At 61.0% G+C, this 18,133-nt stretch carries 12 protein-coding genes; 5 read left to right on the top strand and 7 right to left on the bottom strand.

What is annotated here, in order from left to right; genetic code table 11:
- Positions 1-25: 25 nt before the first annotated feature.
- Positions 26-1,261, bottom strand: a complete 1,236-nt coding sequence (locus ACYQ00_RS11700) for an inorganic phosphate transporter (RefSeq protein WP_460032287.1) — start codon at positions 1,259-1,261, stop codon at positions 26-28.
- Positions 1,262-1,581: 320 nt separating this feature from the next.
- On the opposite strand from ACYQ00_RS11700, the gene ACYQ00_RS11695 reads away from it, so the two are divergent.
- Positions 1,582-3,453 (top strand): sensor histidine kinase, encoded by a 1,872-nt coding sequence (locus tag ACYQ00_RS11695; RefSeq protein ID WP_460032286.1) that lies wholly within the window; start codon positions 1,582-1,584, stop codon positions 3,451-3,453.
- Here the strand turns inward: ACYQ00_RS11695 and ACYQ00_RS11690 are convergent.
- Positions 3,450-7,190, bottom strand: coding sequence for a sensor histidine kinase (locus ACYQ00_RS11690; RefSeq protein ID WP_460032285.1), 3,741 nt, complete (start codon positions 7,188-7,190; stop codon positions 3,450-3,452). The two genes, ACYQ00_RS11695 and ACYQ00_RS11690, sit on opposite strands and share 4 nt — an antisense overlap.
- A gap of 210 nt (positions 7,191-7,400) precedes the next feature.
- Between ACYQ00_RS11690 and ACYQ00_RS11685 the strand changes: the two genes are divergently transcribed.
- Entirely contained in the window at positions 7,401-9,833 is a 2,433-nt protein-coding gene (locus ACYQ00_RS11685; protein ID WP_460032284.1) for a PocR ligand-binding domain-containing protein, read from the top strand.
- A gap of 73 nt (positions 9,834-9,906) precedes the next feature.
- A complete protein-coding gene (locus tag ACYQ00_RS11680; protein WP_460032283.1) occupies positions 9,907-10,221 on the top strand; it encodes a cupin domain-containing protein in 315 nt (104 codons plus the stop codon).
- A gap of 61 nt (positions 10,222-10,282) precedes the next feature.
- Here the strand turns inward: ACYQ00_RS11680 and ACYQ00_RS11675 are convergent, their stop codons facing one another.
- The 5 genes from ACYQ00_RS11675 to ACYQ00_RS11655 form a co-directional block, all read right to left on the bottom strand.
- The gene (locus ACYQ00_RS11675) at positions 10,283-11,311 is read right to left on the bottom strand and encodes a GGDEF domain-containing protein (RefSeq protein WP_460032282.1); all 1,029 of its coding nucleotides are present in this window, start codon (positions 11,309-11,311) and stop codon (positions 10,283-10,285) included.
- Complete coding sequence (locus tag ACYQ00_RS11670) at positions 11,308-11,613, bottom strand: Hpt domain-containing protein (protein WP_460032281.1); 306 nt, start codon at positions 11,611-11,613, stop codon at positions 11,308-11,310. Before ACYQ00_RS11670 ends, ACYQ00_RS11675 begins: the two co-directional genes overlap by 4 nt.
- A 13-nt stretch (positions 11,614-11,626) precedes the next feature.
- The gene (locus tag ACYQ00_RS11665; RefSeq protein ID WP_460032280.1) at positions 11,627-12,286 is read right to left on the bottom strand and encodes a chemotaxis protein CheC; all 660 of its coding nucleotides are present in this window, start codon (positions 12,284-12,286) and stop codon (positions 11,627-11,629) included.
- Positions 12,273-12,629, bottom strand: a complete 357-nt coding sequence (locus ACYQ00_RS11660) for a response regulator (RefSeq protein WP_460032279.1) — start codon at positions 12,627-12,629, stop codon at positions 12,273-12,275. Before ACYQ00_RS11660 ends, ACYQ00_RS11665 begins: the two co-directional genes overlap by 14 nt.
- Positions 12,630-12,785: 156 nt before the next feature.
- Entirely contained in the window at positions 12,786-13,667 is an 882-nt protein-coding gene (locus tag ACYQ00_RS11655; protein ID WP_460032278.1) for an omptin family outer membrane protease, read from the bottom strand.
- Positions 13,668-14,258: 591 nt separating this feature from the next.
- Between ACYQ00_RS11655 and ACYQ00_RS11650 the strand changes: the two genes are divergently transcribed.
- Both ACYQ00_RS11650 and ACYQ00_RS11645 read left to right on the top strand, forming a co-directional pair.
- Positions 14,259-17,336, top strand: coding sequence for a PAS domain S-box protein (locus tag ACYQ00_RS11650; RefSeq protein WP_460032277.1), 3,078 nt, complete (start codon positions 14,259-14,261; stop codon positions 17,334-17,336).
- 60 nt (positions 17,337-17,396) lie between these two features.
- Entirely contained in the window at positions 17,397-18,125 is a 729-nt protein-coding gene (locus tag ACYQ00_RS11645) for a sulfite exporter TauE/SafE family protein (protein ID WP_460032276.1), read from the top strand.
- Positions 18,126-18,133: the final 8 nt, after the last annotated feature.

Genomic DNA, 18,133 nt, shown 5'->3' with positions numbered 1-18,133 from the left:
CTTACACAAGATCAGGTCGCACGCGTTACAGTAGCATCCAGCGAAGCACCTGAAAAATGACGATGCAGGTAAACGCAGAGACGGGAACCGTCAGGACCCAGTATAGCACAATCTTGAACAGAATCCGGAAATCCACGGCCCCAAAGCCCCGGGCCAGCCCCACACCCACCACAGATCCCACTGCCGCATGGGTGGTGGAGACAGGCAGCCCCAGCACCGAGGCCGTCAACACCGTGGTGGCCGCGCCAAACTCCACGGCAAAGCCGCGGCTGTTGTTCAGTTCGGTGATTTTTTCACCCATGGTCACCATCACCCGCCGCCCCAGCAGGCCAATCCCCAGGGCGATGCCGCCGCCGCCCATCACCAGCAGCCAGATCGGGATATCCACCTGAGATCCCAGCGAACTTTCCCGGCATACCCAATATACCGCGGCGGCCGGGCCGATGGCATTGGCCACGTCATTTGCGCCCTGGGTCAGGGCCACAAAGCAGGCCGTGCCGACCTGCATGCGGCTGAAGATGGTTTCCACCCCTGCGCTGCAGGCTTCGATGGTCCGGCACCATTTGATGACGAAATGCCGGCCCACATACCACGCCACCGCGGATATCCCGATGGAAAGAGCCAGCTTGGGGACTGCGCCCCATTGCAGGGCCTTGCCAGCAGGGGTCTTGTACATCAGGGAAAAGACAACGAGCGATGCCGTGACGGCAATCCAGATGGGCGCCCATTTGCGCGCCTGCGGGATGATGCGCGGTTGGTGGAAGATCTTTCGTCGTATTGTGCTGAAGACAATGAATCCCAGCAGCCCGCCAAAAAAGGGCGACACGATCCAGGACATGACAATCCCCACCATTTTCAGCCAGTTGACTACATCCGCACCTCCGGCGACCAAACCAAAGCCCAGGATGGAGCCCACAATGGAATGCGTGGAGGACACAGGCAGGCCCGTGAGCGTGGCGGCCAGCACCCACAGTGCGGCAGAAAGCAGCGCAGCGAACATGCCAGCAACAAGCAGCTTTGGATCACTGATTAAATCAATATTGATGATCCCTTTGCTGATGGTGGCGGTCACGTGCGAGCCCAGCAGTACGGCCCCGGCAAAATTCAGAATGCCGGCAATGAACAGGGCCTGGCGCACGGTGATTGCCTTGGCGCCCACGGAAGAGGCCATGGCATTGGCAACATCGTTCGCCCCCAGGTTGAAGGCCATGAGAAAGCCCGCAACAATGGTCAGGATCAAAAAGGCATCATAAAAGGTCATTCTGGTGGTCCAGGCTGCTGAGTGGCGGAACACATCCCAGGGCCGGGAGAGGCACCGGGTGCGGAAGGCAGCATGCCGTGCGGGCTGGCTGCACATTGTGTGAAGAAGGCATTGACCCGCGTACCGCGCTGCATTACCTGCGGCTGAGTCGTGTGTCAAAGGGTTTGTCGCTTACCTGTAACAAAACGAGCGTAGGAGAAGAAAATATGACGAAATAGTGACAAATATACGAAATTAAGACGCCATTGAAACATAATCATATTGAATTATTGTTAAAAATTTCTGTAACACAACAAGAAAGCTTCAGGGGACAGCCGCGCATGCAGTCGCTCACATTCAGAATGCGGATGTTTATTTCTTTCGGGGTGCTGGCTGTGGTCTGCGTCGCTCCCACCTTGCTGTATTTTCACTCCTCCATGGGTGGCATCGCTGCGCGGGATGTGCAGGCCCGGGCCAGGCGCGACATGGGCACCCTGCTGTGGTTGCTGCAGCAGGAGCGGTTTGAGACGGCCGACCTGCTGGATACCTGGCTCAAAGGGGCTGGCAGCCACTTCGGCTTTCGCATTACCTACATGGAGCGGGGCAGGGTTCTGGCGGATTCCGAGGTCAGCCAGGAGCGGATTCCGCTGCTTGAGGATCATTCCACCCGGCCGGAGGTGCGTGAGGCCGAGGCTGCAGGAGAAAGCTTCAGCATGCGCCACAGCACCACCCTGGGTGAGGAGCTCTTGTATGTGGGCAAGGCGGTCACACCAGGATTATTGCAATATCCAGGGGTGTTGCGCCTGGCAGTCCCCCTGGCGCAAGTACAGGCCCAGCAGGAACGGTTGCTCAAGGCCATCAACTGGCTCATTCCTTTGAGTCTGGCAGTCATGCTGCTGCTGGGGCTGTGGCTGTCGCGCTCCCTGGCGGCCTCCATCTCAGATTTTTCCCGCACGGCCTCGGCCATTGGCAATGGCGACTACACCCGCCGGCTGCAGGCTCCCCCGGGCCGGGAGTTCGTTCCCTTGCAGGAATCCGTCAACACCATGGCCGCGCAGATTCAATCCACAATCCAGGGCCTGGAGGAGCAGCAGGGACAATGGGAAGCCCTATATAACGGCCTGGCCGAAGGGGTGTTGCTCCTGGATGCCGGCGGGGCGGTGGAATCCTGGAACCATGCCTTCGCCCGGGTGTTCAGGGAGGCCTCGCTGCGCCGCGGCGTGCAGCTTCTTGAGGTGACCATGGAGCCGGCCCTGCACCAGGCAGCCAGGCAGCTTGTGCAGGCCGGGGCGCCTCCTGCGCAGGGGCCGACGACAATCTCCCTGCAGCGTGGAGACAAGGAGTATGAGGTCTCCCTGACGCCATTTCGCGATGCCAAGGCCGTGCGCAAGCTGGTGCTGGTGTTCCGCGATGTGACGGAAGCCCGGCGCCTGGAGCGGGTACGCCGGGACTTTGTGGCCAATGCCTCCCATGAAATGCGCACCCCGCTGACCACCATTGCCGGCTATGCCGAAACCCTCCTGGAGCAGGACCGCCTGGATGAGGCCATGGCCCGCAGGTTTCTGGGGGTCATCCACAAGGCAGCCTGGCGCATGGCCGGCTTTGTGCAAAGCATGATGACCCTTTCCCGCATTGAGGCCGGGGCCTGGGTGCCTGTTGCCACGCCAATCCTTGTGCAGCCGCTGCTCGAAGAGCTGCTCCAGGATCTGGAACCCAAAGCTACCAAACACAATGTGCATGTGGCCGCACAGCTTGACGAAGAGGAGATGGAGATTGTTGCGGACGAAGAAGGCCTGGCCACAGTGCTGCGCAATCTGCTGGAAAATGCCGTGCGCTACAGCCCCGCTGGCGGGCAGGTTCTGGTGGAAGCCGAGGTGACCGGAGAGGGAAGACGCTTTGCCGTGTCCGACGAGGGGCCGGGCGTGCCGCCGGAACTGCGCGGCCGCATCTTCGAGCGATTTTTCCGCGCTGCGGACCAGGGGGGCAGACGGTCCGGCGGCGCCGGGCTGGGGCTGGCCATCTGCAAGCATATGGTCCAGAGCATGGGCGGACGGATCTGGGTGGAAGGACCGCGGCATGGCGGTCCGCAGGGCGCCACCTTTGTGGTGGAACTGCCGCAGGCGCCGCACAGGGCAGGCAACGGGCAGGCCGGGGTGCCGGATGATGCCTCCCGGGCCACGGTGGCGGCGTCCCCGGGGGCGGCGCCGTCCTAATCCGCCAGGGGCAGGTCCACACGCACGGAAGTGTAGTTGTTTTCCTTACTTGTAATCGTCATCTCCCCGCGGTGCCGGTTGATGATATTCAGGCTGATGGACAGGCCAAGCCCGGTGCCCTCGTTGCGGGGTTTGGTGGTGAAAAAGGGCTGACAGACCTTGCCCAGATTGGCAGGGGTGATCCCGATACCAGTATCGCGCACTTCCATCCGCGCGTATCCTGGCCGATCCTCCGGCAGGGAGACCCGAATAAGGCATTCGCCCCAAATGTCCTTGGCCGGATTGTTGTTGACCTCTGCAGAATCGCCGAGGCGTTGTTTTTTCATCTGCAGGGCATGAAAGGCGTTGGAGAGCAGGTTCAGCAGCACCTGTTGCAGCTCCCTGAAACGTCCCATCACCAATGGCAGCTCGTCCGGCACTTCCACCACCACCCGAAACCCCTCTTTTTCAAAGCGGTAACGGGAGAGGGACAGGCTGTCCGTGACCACTTCGCGCAGATCCAGGGGGCTTTCGCGTTCCAGATCCCCCCGGGAGTAGGAAAGCAGCCCGCGGGCAATCACCGCCACACGGTCCGCAAGTGCCAGGATCTTGCCGGTGATGTCCGGGATGCCGCCGGTATAGCCATCGTGCAGGAGCTGAGTGTAGTTGATAATGCCGGTGATGGGATTGTTGATCTCATGCGCCACACCCGCGGCCAGCTCCCCGATGCTGGCCAGCTGGCTGGCACGCAGGGTTTCCGCCTCAAACTGCTTCTTGTCCGTCACATCCAGGGCAATGCCGCACAGGGCATAGGGCTTGTCGTTTTCGCCGCGAAAAGCCACCTGTTGGACCAGCAGCATGCGTCCGGCAACAGTCATTTCAAAGACATCGCTTTTGCCATGCTCCCAGGCGCTCTGGTCTGCAGCCTGGAGCAGGGTGGCCGTCTCCACATCAAACACCTCGGCATCGGTCTTGTGCCGGAGGTGCTCCTGACTGGTGAGGAACAGGTGCTCAAAGCGAGGATTGACCAGGGTGTAGCGGCGGTTCTCATCCTTCAGGGCGATGGCGCACGGGGCGTGCAACATGATGCCCTGCAGCTGGGCGTTGATGAGGGCCAGGCTCTTGGTGCGCTCGGCAGCCAGTAATTCAAGACGCTGATTTTGTTGTTTTATGATACGAACCCGCAGCCAGTAGAACAGGTACAGCCCCGAGATGATTGATAAAGCCATCAGAAGGCGAAACCAGATAGTCTGCCAGAAAGGCGGCTCAATGTGAACGGGCAGTTGCAGCTCCCGGGGGCTCCACTGGCCGTCACTGTTGGCAGCTTTGACTCGGAACAGATAGTTGCCGGGCTCGATGCTGGTGTACGAAGCACTCCAGCCGGGCTGGGCCTGGATCCAGTCCATATCGAAGCCTTCCAGCTTGTAGGCCACGGCGTTTTTGGCCGGGACGGCAAAATCCAGGGCCGCAAAGGAAAAGCTGAAGAGAGCGTCGCGATGTGAGAGAGACAGTTCTTTCAAAAGCGTGATGTTGACGTCGCTCTCCAGGGGGCGGTTCATGACGGTGACGCCAGTCAGCACCACAGGCGGTGTGTGCGGATTTGGGGATACCCGGCCGGGATGGAACCAGGTCAAGCCTTTAAGACCGCCAAAGAACATGTCCCCCGTGGCGTTGCGGAAGGCACTGTTCTCCATGAATTCGTACCCTTGGAGGCCTTCCAGCGGGGTAAAGTTGTGCACCTTGCCGCTTGCCGGGGAAAAGCGGCTCAGGCCTTTGAAGGTGCTGATCCAAAGATCGCCCGTTTCGTCTTTCAGCGTGGCGGCAATAAAGTTGTTGGCAAAGTTGTAGCCATGCGCCGGGGTAAACGGGACAAAGGTGTTGGTCTGATAATTGAACAGACACAGGCCGCTGTTGGTGCCAACCCAGAGTGTGTCCGGTCCCGGACCGCCCAGTAGCGAGATGACCTTGTCATCCAGCAGGCTGTACGGATCGACCGGGTTGTGGCGCCAGTGCCGGAACCGGCCTGTTTCCCGATCCAGCAGATGCAAGCCGCCGCTGGTGCCAAACCAGAGCCGCCCCCCGTGTTCCAGAATGGCCCGCACGCGCTTGTGCTGGAGCGCGTCCGGGTTGCCCGGGTCGGGCTCAAAATGCTCCACACGGCCGGTGGCCATGTCCAGGCGGTCCAGGCCGGCCTTGCTCAGCCCCACCCACAGCGAGCCTTTGCGATCATCATAAATGACATAGACGTTGTTGCTGGAAAGGCTGGCCGGATTATTTCTGGCATAACTGTACTGGACGAACTCCCCCGTGTGCCGGTCCATCCGCAACACGCCGGCGTCAGAAGTGCCAAGCCAGAGCTGGCCCTCTGTGTCCAGGGTGAGGGAGCGTACCTCCCGGGCCGGGAAAGACGTGCCATCCCCATCGCAGTACGTGCGCACCTCCCGGGTGGCCAGGTTCACGCGATTCAACCCGCCATAGGTGGTACCCAGCCACAACACGCCATCCTTGTCCTGAATGACGGCATTGATGTTGCCGTCCGGCAGGCCGTCCCGGCGCCAGGGTTCGCTACGCAACAGGTGGAATTCCTGATTGCGCGGGTTCATCTTGTTCAGCCCTTCGGTGTAAGTTCCTATCCAGAGGATGCCGGCGTTGTCTTCCAGGATGCTGTTGAGGTCATTGGAACTCAGACTTTGCAAATCAAAGGGGTTATGGCTGTAGCGGATAAAACGATCCGGCTCGCCCCGGTGCATTCCTGGCATGCGCCGGGCCAGGCCTGAATCCGTGCACACCCAGAGGATGCCCTGGCTGTCCTGCAGGAGCGCCTTGACTGAATCGCCGATAAAATAGGACCGTACTGTTCCCGAGATGGGATCGAGACGTTGCAGGCTGCCGGAATCGCCTATCCAGACAAACCCTTCCACATCCACCAGCAGGCATTGCACCGGCCCAATGGTCAGGGGAACATCACCGGAAGCCTCCGCACCATAGACGGCAAGCAATTCTCCCTGCGGATTCAGCTGCATCACACTGTCTTCCCCGCCGGCCCAGATATTGCCCTGCTTGTCCCGGGCCAGCCCGCCAATGGCTTCCAGCCGGATTTGCGTGCCATTGGCATGGGTGGGGTGCACATGCACAAACCGGCCGTCGGGAAGCATGTAATCAAGCCCGGCAGATGTGCCCACCCAGAGGATGGCCTGGTCTGCGCGTGGCGAGGCAGCCTTCTGCAGGGCAGTGTCCGCAACAGGCAGCACAACCAGCGCCTCGTTGCTGGACAAGCTGTCCGGATTGTCCGGATCATGCAGGTAGGAGGTGAACCGGTCGAGGGCGTTGTTGTAACGGTTTATGCCGCCGGCGCTGGTGGCGACCCAGATGGTGCCGTCCTGAGCCATGGCCAGACTGCGGATGCCATCATCAGACAACCCGCGGCCCGAGGCGTCCCGGGAACGATAAATTCGAAAATCGAGCCCATCGTATCTGTTCAGCCCGTCATAGGTTCCAAACCACAAAAAACCTTGGGAATCCTTGATGGAACACAATACTGACGACTGGGAGAGACCCTGCTCAAGGCCCAGGCGTTCGAAGCGCAGGTTCTCGGGAAGCCCCAGGGCGGGGGATGGGAACACGGTGGACAGCAAAAAGATCCAGACCGGCAGCAGGGCCAGCCAACAACGCCGGGGCCTTGTCCGCAACATGGGAATGAGGCCACGCCTCATGTCCATGGCTGGAGCAGTGCAGGCTCGGTGGGTGGCGATTGGCATGGAGCAGCCATTCCGTTGGCAAGGTGTTGTCAGTGTTGGAACTCGCTAGGATAAAAACCATACAAGTTTGGCCTTGTCCAGCGCAAGGCGGCCATGCGGGAAACCTCCCTGGCGGTATCGGCCCTTCAGGATTTATTTGCCTCTTCCCCATTCCATCATGCCGAGGTGTTGTGCTATCCTGTTATCTCAGTGCATCACAGAGGAAGGCGCATGCCCATCCATGACCAGCCAATGGCTCCTGCCGATTCTCCGGAACAGGCAGCACCTGCCACCCTCCCTGCTGGCTTGCCCTTGTGCGAGGCAAGCCAGCTGCGGGCCATGCTGGCGACCATACCCGATCTCGTCTGGCTCAAGGATGTGAACGGTGTGTATCTGTATGCCAATGCGGCCTTTGAGACGTTTGTCGGCCGGAGTGAGGCACAGATTCTGGGACGGACGGATCATGACTTGTTCGATCCCACCCTGGCCGATTTTTTCCAGGTCCGGGACCGCCTGGCCCTGCAGGCAGACAAAGCCACCCATAATGAAGAGATGCTCACCTTTGCCGGCGTTGACAGGCAGGGCATTTTTGAAACCGTCAAAACCCCCATGCGCAACGCGGAAGGCCGGGTCATCGGGGTGCTTGGGGTGGCCCGCGACGTAACCGCCCGCAAGCGCGCCGAAGAGGCCCTGGAACGGCGCATGATGGCCCTGACCCGGCCACTGGGCGAGGTGGGAGAGATTGCGATTGAGGAACTCTTTCGTCTGGAAGACCTTCAGCGTCTGCAGGATGAGTTCTCCCGCGCCACGGGGGTGGCTTCCCTCATCACCCGCCCGGATGGCACGCCTATCACCCGCCCCAGCAATTTTTGCAAATTCTGCATCGAAATTGTTCGCAACTCGCCCAAGGGAAGGCAAAACTGCAAGGTTTCCGACTCGCTGCTTGGCCGTGCCTCCACGGAGGGGCCGAGGATACAGCGGTGCCTGAGCGGAGGATTGTGGGATGCCGGCGCAGGCATTACCGTGGGTGGCTTGCATATTGGCAACTGGCTCATCGGCCAGGCCCGGGATGATTCGCTGACCGAAGCGCAGCTGCGGCAATACGCCCGCGAAATCGAAGTGGACGAAGAGGAGCTCCTGCGGGCCTATCAGGATGTGCCAGTCATGTCCTTGGAACGGTTCCGGGATGTGGCCCAGGTGCTCTATACCCTGGCCAATCAACTTTCCGACATCGCCTATCAGAATGTCCAGCAGGCCCGGGCCATCACGGCCCTCAAACAGGCCGAGGCCCAACTGCGCGGCAACGACCTGTATCTTCGCAGTCTGGTGCGCGTGCTGCAGCATGAAGGCCGGGAACCGGCCACCATCCTTGCCCTGGCGCTGGATGCGGGCATGGCCTGTTCCGGCAGTACCCTGGGCTATGCGGAGTGCGTTGGTCTGACCGATCTCCCTGAGCCGGATGCCTGCAGGCCCTGCCTGCCGCTGGCCCTGCCGGCAGAGGCGCGGCGATTGGCCCGGAGTGCGGCCTGGCAGCAGGCGGTGGCCCAGAATGCGCCCGTGTTGGACAACGCCCCGGAGGCGTGCATCGCGGAACAGTCCGCCACGCCAGCCACGCGTATTCTGGTGGTGCCCGTGCAGAGCGATGGGCAGCTGATCGCCCGGGTGGCCCTGGGCGGCAAGGCCAGTGACTACGACGATGCCGATATCCTCAGGCTCTCCCTGCTGGTGGATTCGGCCTGGAAAGTGCTCAAACAACGCCTTTCCGCAGAAGCCTTGCGCAATGCCCGCGATGATCTGGAGCGCCAGGTGGAGGAGCGAACCAGGGATCTGGCGCAGCAGGCGCGCGAGCTGGAGACCGCCAACCAGGCCCTGCGCGACCTGGGGGAGATGAAGTCCACCCTCATGAATACCGTCTCGCACGAGTTACGCACGCCACTCACGGCCATGTATGGCTTCATCCATCTGATTCGCAAGGAATTTACCACACATGTGGAAAGGGTATGCCATGAGCCGGCCGATCTGGCCCGGCGCTGCGCACGCATCAAGGAGAATCTGGACATCATCGAATCCGAGGGGCGGCGCCTTGGAAGGATAATCAATGATTTTCTAGATTTATCTAAGATTGAGTCGGGCAGGATGGCCTGGAACGACACCCGCGTGTCGCCCGAAACGCTGGTGACGCGGGCCGTACGGCTGGTACGGCCAAGGTTTGAAGCCAAAGGCGAGGTGGCGTTATCAGTCGGGCCCATGCCCAGGGCGCCCTGCCTGCTGCTGGATGAAGACCGACTGGTGCAGGTGCTGGTGAACCTGCTGGACAATGCCTGCAAAAACACGCGCCAGGGCTCGGTAGCCCTGTCGGCCACCCAGAAGGACGGGACACTGCACATCACCGTGGCCGATACCGGCCGTGGCATTCCGGAAACAGAACTGGAACGGGTGTTCGAGACCTTCTATCAAAGCCCGCGGGAGCCAAACTCTGACGAGCCGGTCAGGGGCACGGGGTTGGGGCTTGCCATCTGCCGGCAGATTGTCTCACACTATGGCGGGCGCATCTGGGCCAGCGCCCACGTTGACAAGGCAGGAAACCCCGTTGGCGGCGCGGTCTTTCATGTCGTGCTGCCCATGCAGGAGGGGGGCGAAACAACAAGTTGTGGTGCGACCTGACATACATCAAGGACTGTATCGTCAGCATGTCGTATGTTGTGTGCAAGAGTCGACAACACCAAAGGAGATTCCCATGCAATACACCACACTGACCACCCTGGGCGAGTTTCGCGAAACCGGCCCATCCCGGACGCTGCTGCTTGATTCTCCCTACGTCAAGATCCTGCAATTCAATCTGAAGGCCGGCCAGGCGCTGCCCTTGCACAAGCACGAGGACGAAGGCTACGTCTCCCTGACCGTGATTGATGGAACGGGACGTTTTCTGGCTGCCGAAGGCGCACATCCTGCAGTCGCCGGCGATCATTGCCTCTGCCCCATTGCCGAACTGCATGGGGTGGAAGCCGAGACAGACATGCGCGTGCTCGTGCACATTGCTCCGCCAGTATAGGCGCTGAACGCCCCCCGGAACAGAAGAGCCCCGGCGGAAATCCGGGCATCGATGGCTGTGCTTACGAAGGCTGCGGCAGAGGCTGATCCGGAGGACCTTCCACGCGGTTGCGCCCCGCGCGCTTGGCCAGATACAACGCGTCGTCCGCCAGCTTCATCAAGGTGCGCGGGCCATCGTGGTCCTCTGCTGCAGAAATCGAAGCCACACCAGCACTCACGGTGAGGGGGATGCGCTCCTCGCCGTGCCAGAGCGGGGTGGATTCCACCGCCTTGCGGATGCGTTCCGCCACCAGGAGCGCGTCCTGCAAGGCGGTTTCCGGCAGCACCACGGCAAATTCCTCTCCACCAAGCCGGCCCACGGTATCGATCTCCCGCACCTGCTGCCCCAGGGTGCTGGCCAGCAGGCAGAGGGCCATATCACCCACATCGTGGCCATATGTGTCGTTGATGCGCTTGAAGTGGTCGGCATCAAAGGCAATAAGACTCACGGGCGCCAGGGTGCGTTTGCTGCGGTCTAGTTCAGCGCGCAAGGTGCTGATGACCTTGCGCCGGTTGGCCACACCGGTCAGGTCGTCCGTGGAGGCCAGCTCTTTCAGGTGCTTCTGGCTTTGCAGCAGGGTGCATTCCACCTGTTTGCGCTTTTCCAGCTCCTGCTCTGCATGTTCACGCAGGGCGGTAATCTCATTGATGCGGTGGTGCACCTCGGTCATGTCCTGCAGGGTCAGCACGGCCAGGGGCTGACTGTGCGGGTCCAGGCGGATGCCGCTGGCCACGCAATGCTGTCGGCGCAAAGTCCCGTCCGGCAGCTGGGCCGGGATCAGGTGTTTGTGCACATGGTAGGAAAAAATGGTTGGCGGCCCACCCTGAAAAAGGGGATCGATGCGGGAGCGGTATTTGATGTCATCCAGGGCGGGATAGTGCTCCAGCAGATTGGCGCCACGCATTTCACTGCCGGAACGGCCCGTCCATTGCTCCATGCACTTGTTCCATAACAGGATGGTGTACTGCGCATCGAACACCACCACACCCAGGGGCATGAGGTCCAGGATGGGATAGCAGACGCTGACGCCGTGGCAAAGAGGAGTGTTCATGCCGTGTGAATGGCCGCGCGCAGGGCGTCCAGATTGGTGAGCAGCATGGTGGCGTGTTCCTTGCGCAAGGGGGGGCCTTGGTGGAGAATCATTTCCAGCTCGTCCTCCAGCGTATGGGCCATGGTGGCCGCCAGAACACTGCCAAAGGTTTTTGCATCGCCCTTGATGGTGTGCAGGCTGCGATACACCAGTTGCAGCAACTCCTGAAACGGTCCGCCATCCTCCACTTCCAGGACAGCCTGTTCCGCATGGTCAAGATGCTCCATGCAGCTTTCCACAAATATCTGACGTTCTAAATCCATGAGGGCAGAGCCTTTATGCGTGGTCCAACATGCCGGCAGCCCGTAAGGTGGCGTCCACAGCCTCCAGGAGCGCGGTGAAGGATCCTTGCTTGAAAATAACCAACACCGTGCCTTCCACCACGTGATTTTCCAGGATAAAACTCGTTCTGGCAATGAGAATGACGGAAGCTTCGGTGGCGTCGTGCAGCAGCAGGTCGGCAAAGGGGGTTTCGAAATGGTCCGGAGGCAGGTAGGTGAAGCTATCTCCAAGAATGTTGGCGATGCTGCCCATGACGGCGTTGAGCACCAGATTGCCCACTTCCTGCAAGGTGCCGGCGTGCATGAGGTGAATCTCCTCGGGAGAGGGCGTATCACCCAGCAGAATCTCCACCAGCCGGGTCGCCTCGTTGGGGGCAAAAATGAGCACGGCACTGCCGGTGAACAGTCCGTCAAATCCCAACTCCACCACGGAAACATGGCCTTCGACCATCCCTTCGGCCTCGGCCAGCACTTCGGCCACCCGCAGGACCTGCACGCGGGGAATGCTCAGGATGACGTGGGAATTGGTCAGCTGGTTGATGGCTGCCGCCGCCCGGCCAATGCCCACATTGATGAGTTCGCGCAACAGATCCAGCTGCATTTCCGAGGCATGGCAGCTGGAGCCGGCACAGGTGGAAGGATCAGGCGAGGGCATGTTGCAGAAAGTCCTTGAGCGTGGCTTCGGCCAGGGGCTTGTTGTACAGGGTGACGAAGGGATGCACTTCCACACGCTCCCTGGTAGTATTCTGGATATCTGCAGTAATGACAGCAACTTTTGGTGGACTTGGTGCGGTTGCCAGCACTTCCAGCACCTCAAATCCCGTCATGTCCGGCATGTTCAGATCCAGGGTCAGGGCCTCCGGGGCGTGCTGCTGCAGCAGTTCCAGACACTCTGCGCCTGTCTTGGCTTCCAGCACCTCAAACCCCACCCCCCGGGCAACCTTGGCGATGTTGAAACGCTGGAACATGGAATCGTCTGCAATGAGAAGTAGCGGCATGGCAGAACTCGACGGTGGAGGTGCCGGCAAAAGCCAGGATGACTTGGAGGAAAATGCACAGAGCAGCTTGCTCCTCAGTAGAGGAATTGCCAGGGCCTGTCCAGAGAGGGGGGAAAATACCCAGATTGAGTCAGGAATAATCCAACATAGTATTCTCTAAAAACGATATTCCAGAGCAGCGGATACGGTGCGCTGCTCTGACCAGGCCCGCACGCCATGGCTCCAGTTTATATAGGTATCCATGGACCGGATGATCATCTCATGGCTACCGGTGGTTTCGATACGCAGATACTCAGCCTCAAGATCCAGATCCAGCTGTTCGGAAAGGCCCAGGCTCACGCCCAGCAGGCCGTGCCAGGCATACCCCCAGGTGCGTTCCCTGGTGACTCTGTCCTCGCGCAGGAGGTGGTGGTCCAAGTTGTTGCCCTGCACGTGGCTCCAGTCACCCTGGGCATGCACGGCCAGACGGTGCAGCACCGGCAGGTCTGTCCACTCGTAGCCAAGGCGTACCCCGACAAAAAACTGCCGCCAGGTTTGGTCAAAATCAATGGTATCACCAAAGAGCGGGTCAAAGCTGTCGGCTACGCCAGTTGGGTCAAAGGTGTTCTGTACCCCGTCGTGCGTGGTAAAGGAGACCTGCTGCCAGCGGAAGCCAGCCACGGGGCGGAGTTGCACCCCCTCGGGCAGGCCGACAAGATCGGCGATCTGCAGATCAATATCGGCCGAAAACTGATAGCTCGGCCGCATCCGGCAGGCAGAAGAGCTGAACGTGGCCAGACGGCCGGGGATGCTGTCGTCATCCCAGTCGGAATCCCGCATGAGGCCGGACTCCTGATCGGCGAGCGTGGTCAGGAATTCCATGCCCAGGGACACCCGGCCGAGCTCGCCGCGCACAGCCAGGCCGGTCCAGATCGAATCCATGGGAAATTCCAGTCTGCTCAGGGGTGACTGGTACGGCGCCCAGGGATTGCCGAACTCATAGGAGGTCCAGCTGTCGAACATGATCTTGGTTTTGAGTTCCACCTCAATCTTGGGCACGTCCCCTGCTACAGCGCCCTCTGCAGCGTACGCCAAAGGCACTGCCATAAACAGGCTGCAGCACAGGGCCAGAACACAGGCCATTCCAGAAAGTCTTCGGAGAGGGGGCCTCGGGGGCGGAAACTGAACTGGCGGCATGGGAATACGGGGCGTGCAGGGCATGGGCATGGGCTCTCTTTGGTATGTAACGTCGTGCCAGCATGTGGAGAAATTTGTGCCATGCCCATGGGGTCCTGGCAAGCCCCCAGGGGACTTGTTTCAAACATTCAGGGGTTCACCAGCATTCCAGAGGAAAAAGAAGTTGCGAAACACGGCGGGGGGAGAATATGCTTAAGAAATCGTGTGGGGTGTTCCTTCGCAGCGCCTGCCCCGGGAGCCGGGCCCCGGGCCAGGGTTGTCTGTGGCGTGGCTTACGTCAACTGAATGGAGGAGGGGGGGAATGCGCATCGCATGCTGCCAGGCGCCAAATGCGGCGTCCTGTTCCCATTCCCTGTCCCACCTCAGGAAGCCGCGTTGCAGCCCATCTGAACGCCGCTGCGGCCCTTGCAGTGCGCCGTGCGCGACGAGGTGCTGTATGAGAGGAGGGCCCGCATGATCAGGCTGCCCGGTTCGGTACGAATGAACTTGGCCTTGGTGGTGCTGGCAGGGGTGATACCGTTGCTGGGGGTGGTGCTGGGTTCCGGCTGGGAACGCCGGGGGCATGAGTTGCTGCATGCGGGCAGCGCCACGCTGCGGCTGGCCGAATATTATGCGCACCAGCAAGAGGCAGAGGCGCGTCGAATCCGGACCATTCTGGCTGCCTTGTCCGATGACCCTGCAGTGCGCGCGCTGGACGCCCAAGCCTGTACGGCCTTGTTTCGCAACGCGCTGACCACTAATCCCGGCTATGTGAATTTTGCCTTGCTGGATGCCACAGGCGAGGCCCTGGCCTCCGCGCTTCCTTTCACCAGACAGAATTTGAAGGAACGCAAAGAATTCCAGGAAGCTGTCGCCAAGGACTCCTTTGCCGTCGGCGAGTATGCCGTGGGCAAGGTCAGCGGGGTACAGATCCTGCCCTTTGCCTATCCGGTGCATGACACCCTGGGAAACATCTGCGGCGTCCTCATCGCCACCTTGCGGCTGGAAGATGCCGCAACAGTGTTTGATCAGGCAATGTTCCCCAAGGATTCCTTTGTCGGGCTGGTCGACAGGAATGGTCGCCGGCTGTACCGGTATCCCCACCAGGAAACCGCGATCATCGGGGCTCCCATCCCGCCTCACGTCTGGGCTCAGGTCACGATGATTCATCGCCAGGGGTTGTTTACCGAAACGAGCCGGGATGGGGTGCGCCGCGTGTATGCCGTCCGCCGTGTGGCCATGGAAAATGGCCAACCGTACCTGAACATCTTTGTAGGCGTGCCCGAGGCAGCGGTGCTTGAACAGGCCGATGTGGTGACCCGGCGCTACCTGGGCTGGCTGGCTTTGTCGCTGCTCTGCTCCTCCCTGCTGGCCATGGTGGTTGGTAAATACGGCATCCGGGACCGGGTGGCTCGGTTGGTCGGGGTAACCCAACGCCTGGGCGCCGGGGATTTGTCCGCCCGCAGCGAGATGTCCGGTTCTGGAGGCTCCTTGGGGCAATTGTCGCATGCGGTGGACCAGATGGCCCAGGCCCTGGAATGGGACCGCGCCGAACTGATCAAGGCCAAGGAAGCCAGGGACCTGGAGGTGCTCCGGCGCGAGGCGCTCATGAACCTGAGCGGCGACGGCATTGTCATTCTCAACAGCCGGCAGCAGGTGCTGGAGGCAAACCAGCGCGTGGGGGAAATGCTTGGCCTGGCCCCGGGAGAAGTGGTCGGCCGCTGTGTGCATGAGTTCGAAGTGCATGGCGCAGATGGCGAGGAGAACAAGGGGCATTTGATTGCGGAACAGACGCGCACGGTGTTCGAGTCCTGGTTCCGTCGCCAGGATGGCAGCATCTTCCCCGTGGAAGTCAGCGCGGCAAGCAGCGTTATTTTCGGGGAACAGCTGGTCTTTGCCGTGGTGCGGGACATCACAGAGCGCAAGAAGGCCGAGCAACGTCTTCAGGAAAGCGAAGAACGCTACCGGACCCTCTTTGAACATTCTTTGGACGCCATCTCCGTACAGGCCGGACTGCCGCCGCGCATCGTATGGGTCAACCCCGCCTATACCAGACTGCTGGGCTATTCTGCGGAAGAGGTGTACGCGCTGGACGAAGAGCACATGTGGCAGCTGGTGCATCCCGCAGACCGCGAAACCGTCCGTGAAAGCCTGCGACAGCGTCTGGCCGGTGATTGCGACGCTGTGCGGCATACCTTCAGAATTGTGCGGAAAAATGGCGAAGTCCGCTGGGTGGACTCCACCGGCCGCAGACTGCGGCAGGGCGGCCAGCCCATGAACATGTCCATTTTCAGGGATGTTACCGAAGAACACGAAACGCGGGAACTCCTGGCGCAGGCCAAGGAGGCGGCCGAGTCCGCCAACCGGACCAAGTCGGAGTTTCTGGCCAACATGAGCCACGAAATCCGCACCCCGTTGAACGGGGTGATGGGCATGCTGCAGCTGTTGTCCGTTGGCAGCCTGCCGGTGGAACAGGCGGAATACGTTGAAACAGCGCTGCACTCCTGCCGGCGTCTGACGCGGCTGCTGGCGGATATTCTGGATCTTTCGCGTATCGAAGCCGGCAAGATGCCCATCATCTCCGAGCCCCTGCGCCTCTCCGAGGTCTTTGAACAGGTGCGGGATCTGTTTCTGGCAACGGCCCGGGAAGCCGGAATCGCCTTCTCCATGCAGCTTGACCCTGCGTTGGACATTGACCTGCTTGGCGATGCCATCCGCCTGCAACAGGTGCTCAACAATCTGGTGGGCAATGCCCTGAAGTTCACCTCCGCAGGCAGCGTCACCGTGGAGGCCTATCCCCTTCCTCCAAGAACCCCTGACGAGTGCCGGGCGCTTTTCATTGTATCGGATACCGGCATCGGCATTTCGGATCAGAACCTGGGGAAATTATTCAATCCATTTTCTCAAGCAGTCAAGGGATTTACGCGTCGCCATCAGGGCGCGGGCCTGGGACTGGCCATTTGCAAGCGGCTGGTGGAACTCATGGGCGGGAGCATTGCCGTGGACAGCGAGGTTGGCGTTGGCACCAGCGTGCTCTTTTGCATTACCTTCGCCCGCCCCTCGGAGGCCCTGGTGAACGGGCTGGAGAAAGAGCCAGCCCCGCTGAGCAGGCCCGGAAACAGCCTGGCCGGGTTGCGTGTGCTGGTGGCCGAGGATGACCGCGTCAGCGCCATGGTGGCGGTGCGCATGCTCTCCCTTGCCGGGGCCACGGCCACGGTGGTTGAAAACGGACGACTGGCTCTGGCGGCCTTGCGAGACGGCGGGTTTGATCTGGTGCTCATGGACGTGCAGATGCCCGAGCTTGACGGGGTGGAGGCTGCGCGGGCCATCCGCCAGGGGCATGCCGGCGAGCGCCAGCGAGGGATCCCCATGATCGCCATGACCGCCTATGCCATGGCCGGGGATCGGGATCTGTTCCTGGGAGCGGGCATGGATGGCTACATCTCCAAACCCGTCACGCTTGAAGAACTGACGCAGGTGGTAGAGCAGGTGCAGTCCCGGCAACGGCAAGCCGCTGGTCTGCGAGGAGATGCCCCCGGCAAGACGGGCTGAAAACGTGGTGCCGAAGAAAGGCGGTTGCCCCCGGCGGCTTCTTGCAGTAAGCCGGCAGAAATGTACGAAGCCATTCTGCTGAGCGCCATTGCCGGGTTTGGATCATTCACGCAGGGGCTGGCCGGAGTGGGGGTGGTGCTGATTGCCCTGCCGCTCATGACCCTGCTGCTGGACATCAAGATCGTCATCGTCCTGGTGAATCTGCTGGCGCTGACCATCAATATCGTGCTGGGTGCCCAGCTCTTCAAACACATGCGCGGCAATTCCCTGGTGCCCATGCTCGTTGGCGCGGCCCCTGGCATTCCTGCCGGGGTGCTGGTGCTCAGGGCCGTTTCTGCAGAAACCCTGCAGATTCTCCTTGGCGTGGTGCTGCTGGCCTATTGCGGGTATGCCCTCTCGGGCCGGCTCATTCAGCGCGATACCCGGACGGTGTGGGCGTATGTAGCTGGATTTCTGGGCGGCTGCCTGGGAGGGGCCATCACGGCCTCCGGCCCGCCCATCATCATCTACACAGCCATGCAGCCTTGGACCAAGGACCGGATCAAGGCGACCATGATCGGCTTTTTCCTGATCACCACAATTGGCGTGACCTGCATGCACCTGGCCACGGGGATGATCACTCCGGCCGTGCTCTCCGGCTATGCGGCAGCCTTCCCCGGTCTGGCCCTGGGGTTGTGGGGCGGGATGCGCTGCTACGGCCGCATCAGCGAAACCGTGTACCGCCGCATCATCGTCTATTTGTTGCTGATCCTGGGAGTGATGCTCCTGGTCAAGGGACTCCGGGGCTGAGGCGTCAG

The organism is Megalodesulfovibrio paquesii, from assembly GCF_054653055.1.
This window is presented reverse-complemented; position numbering and strand designations above follow the sequence as displayed.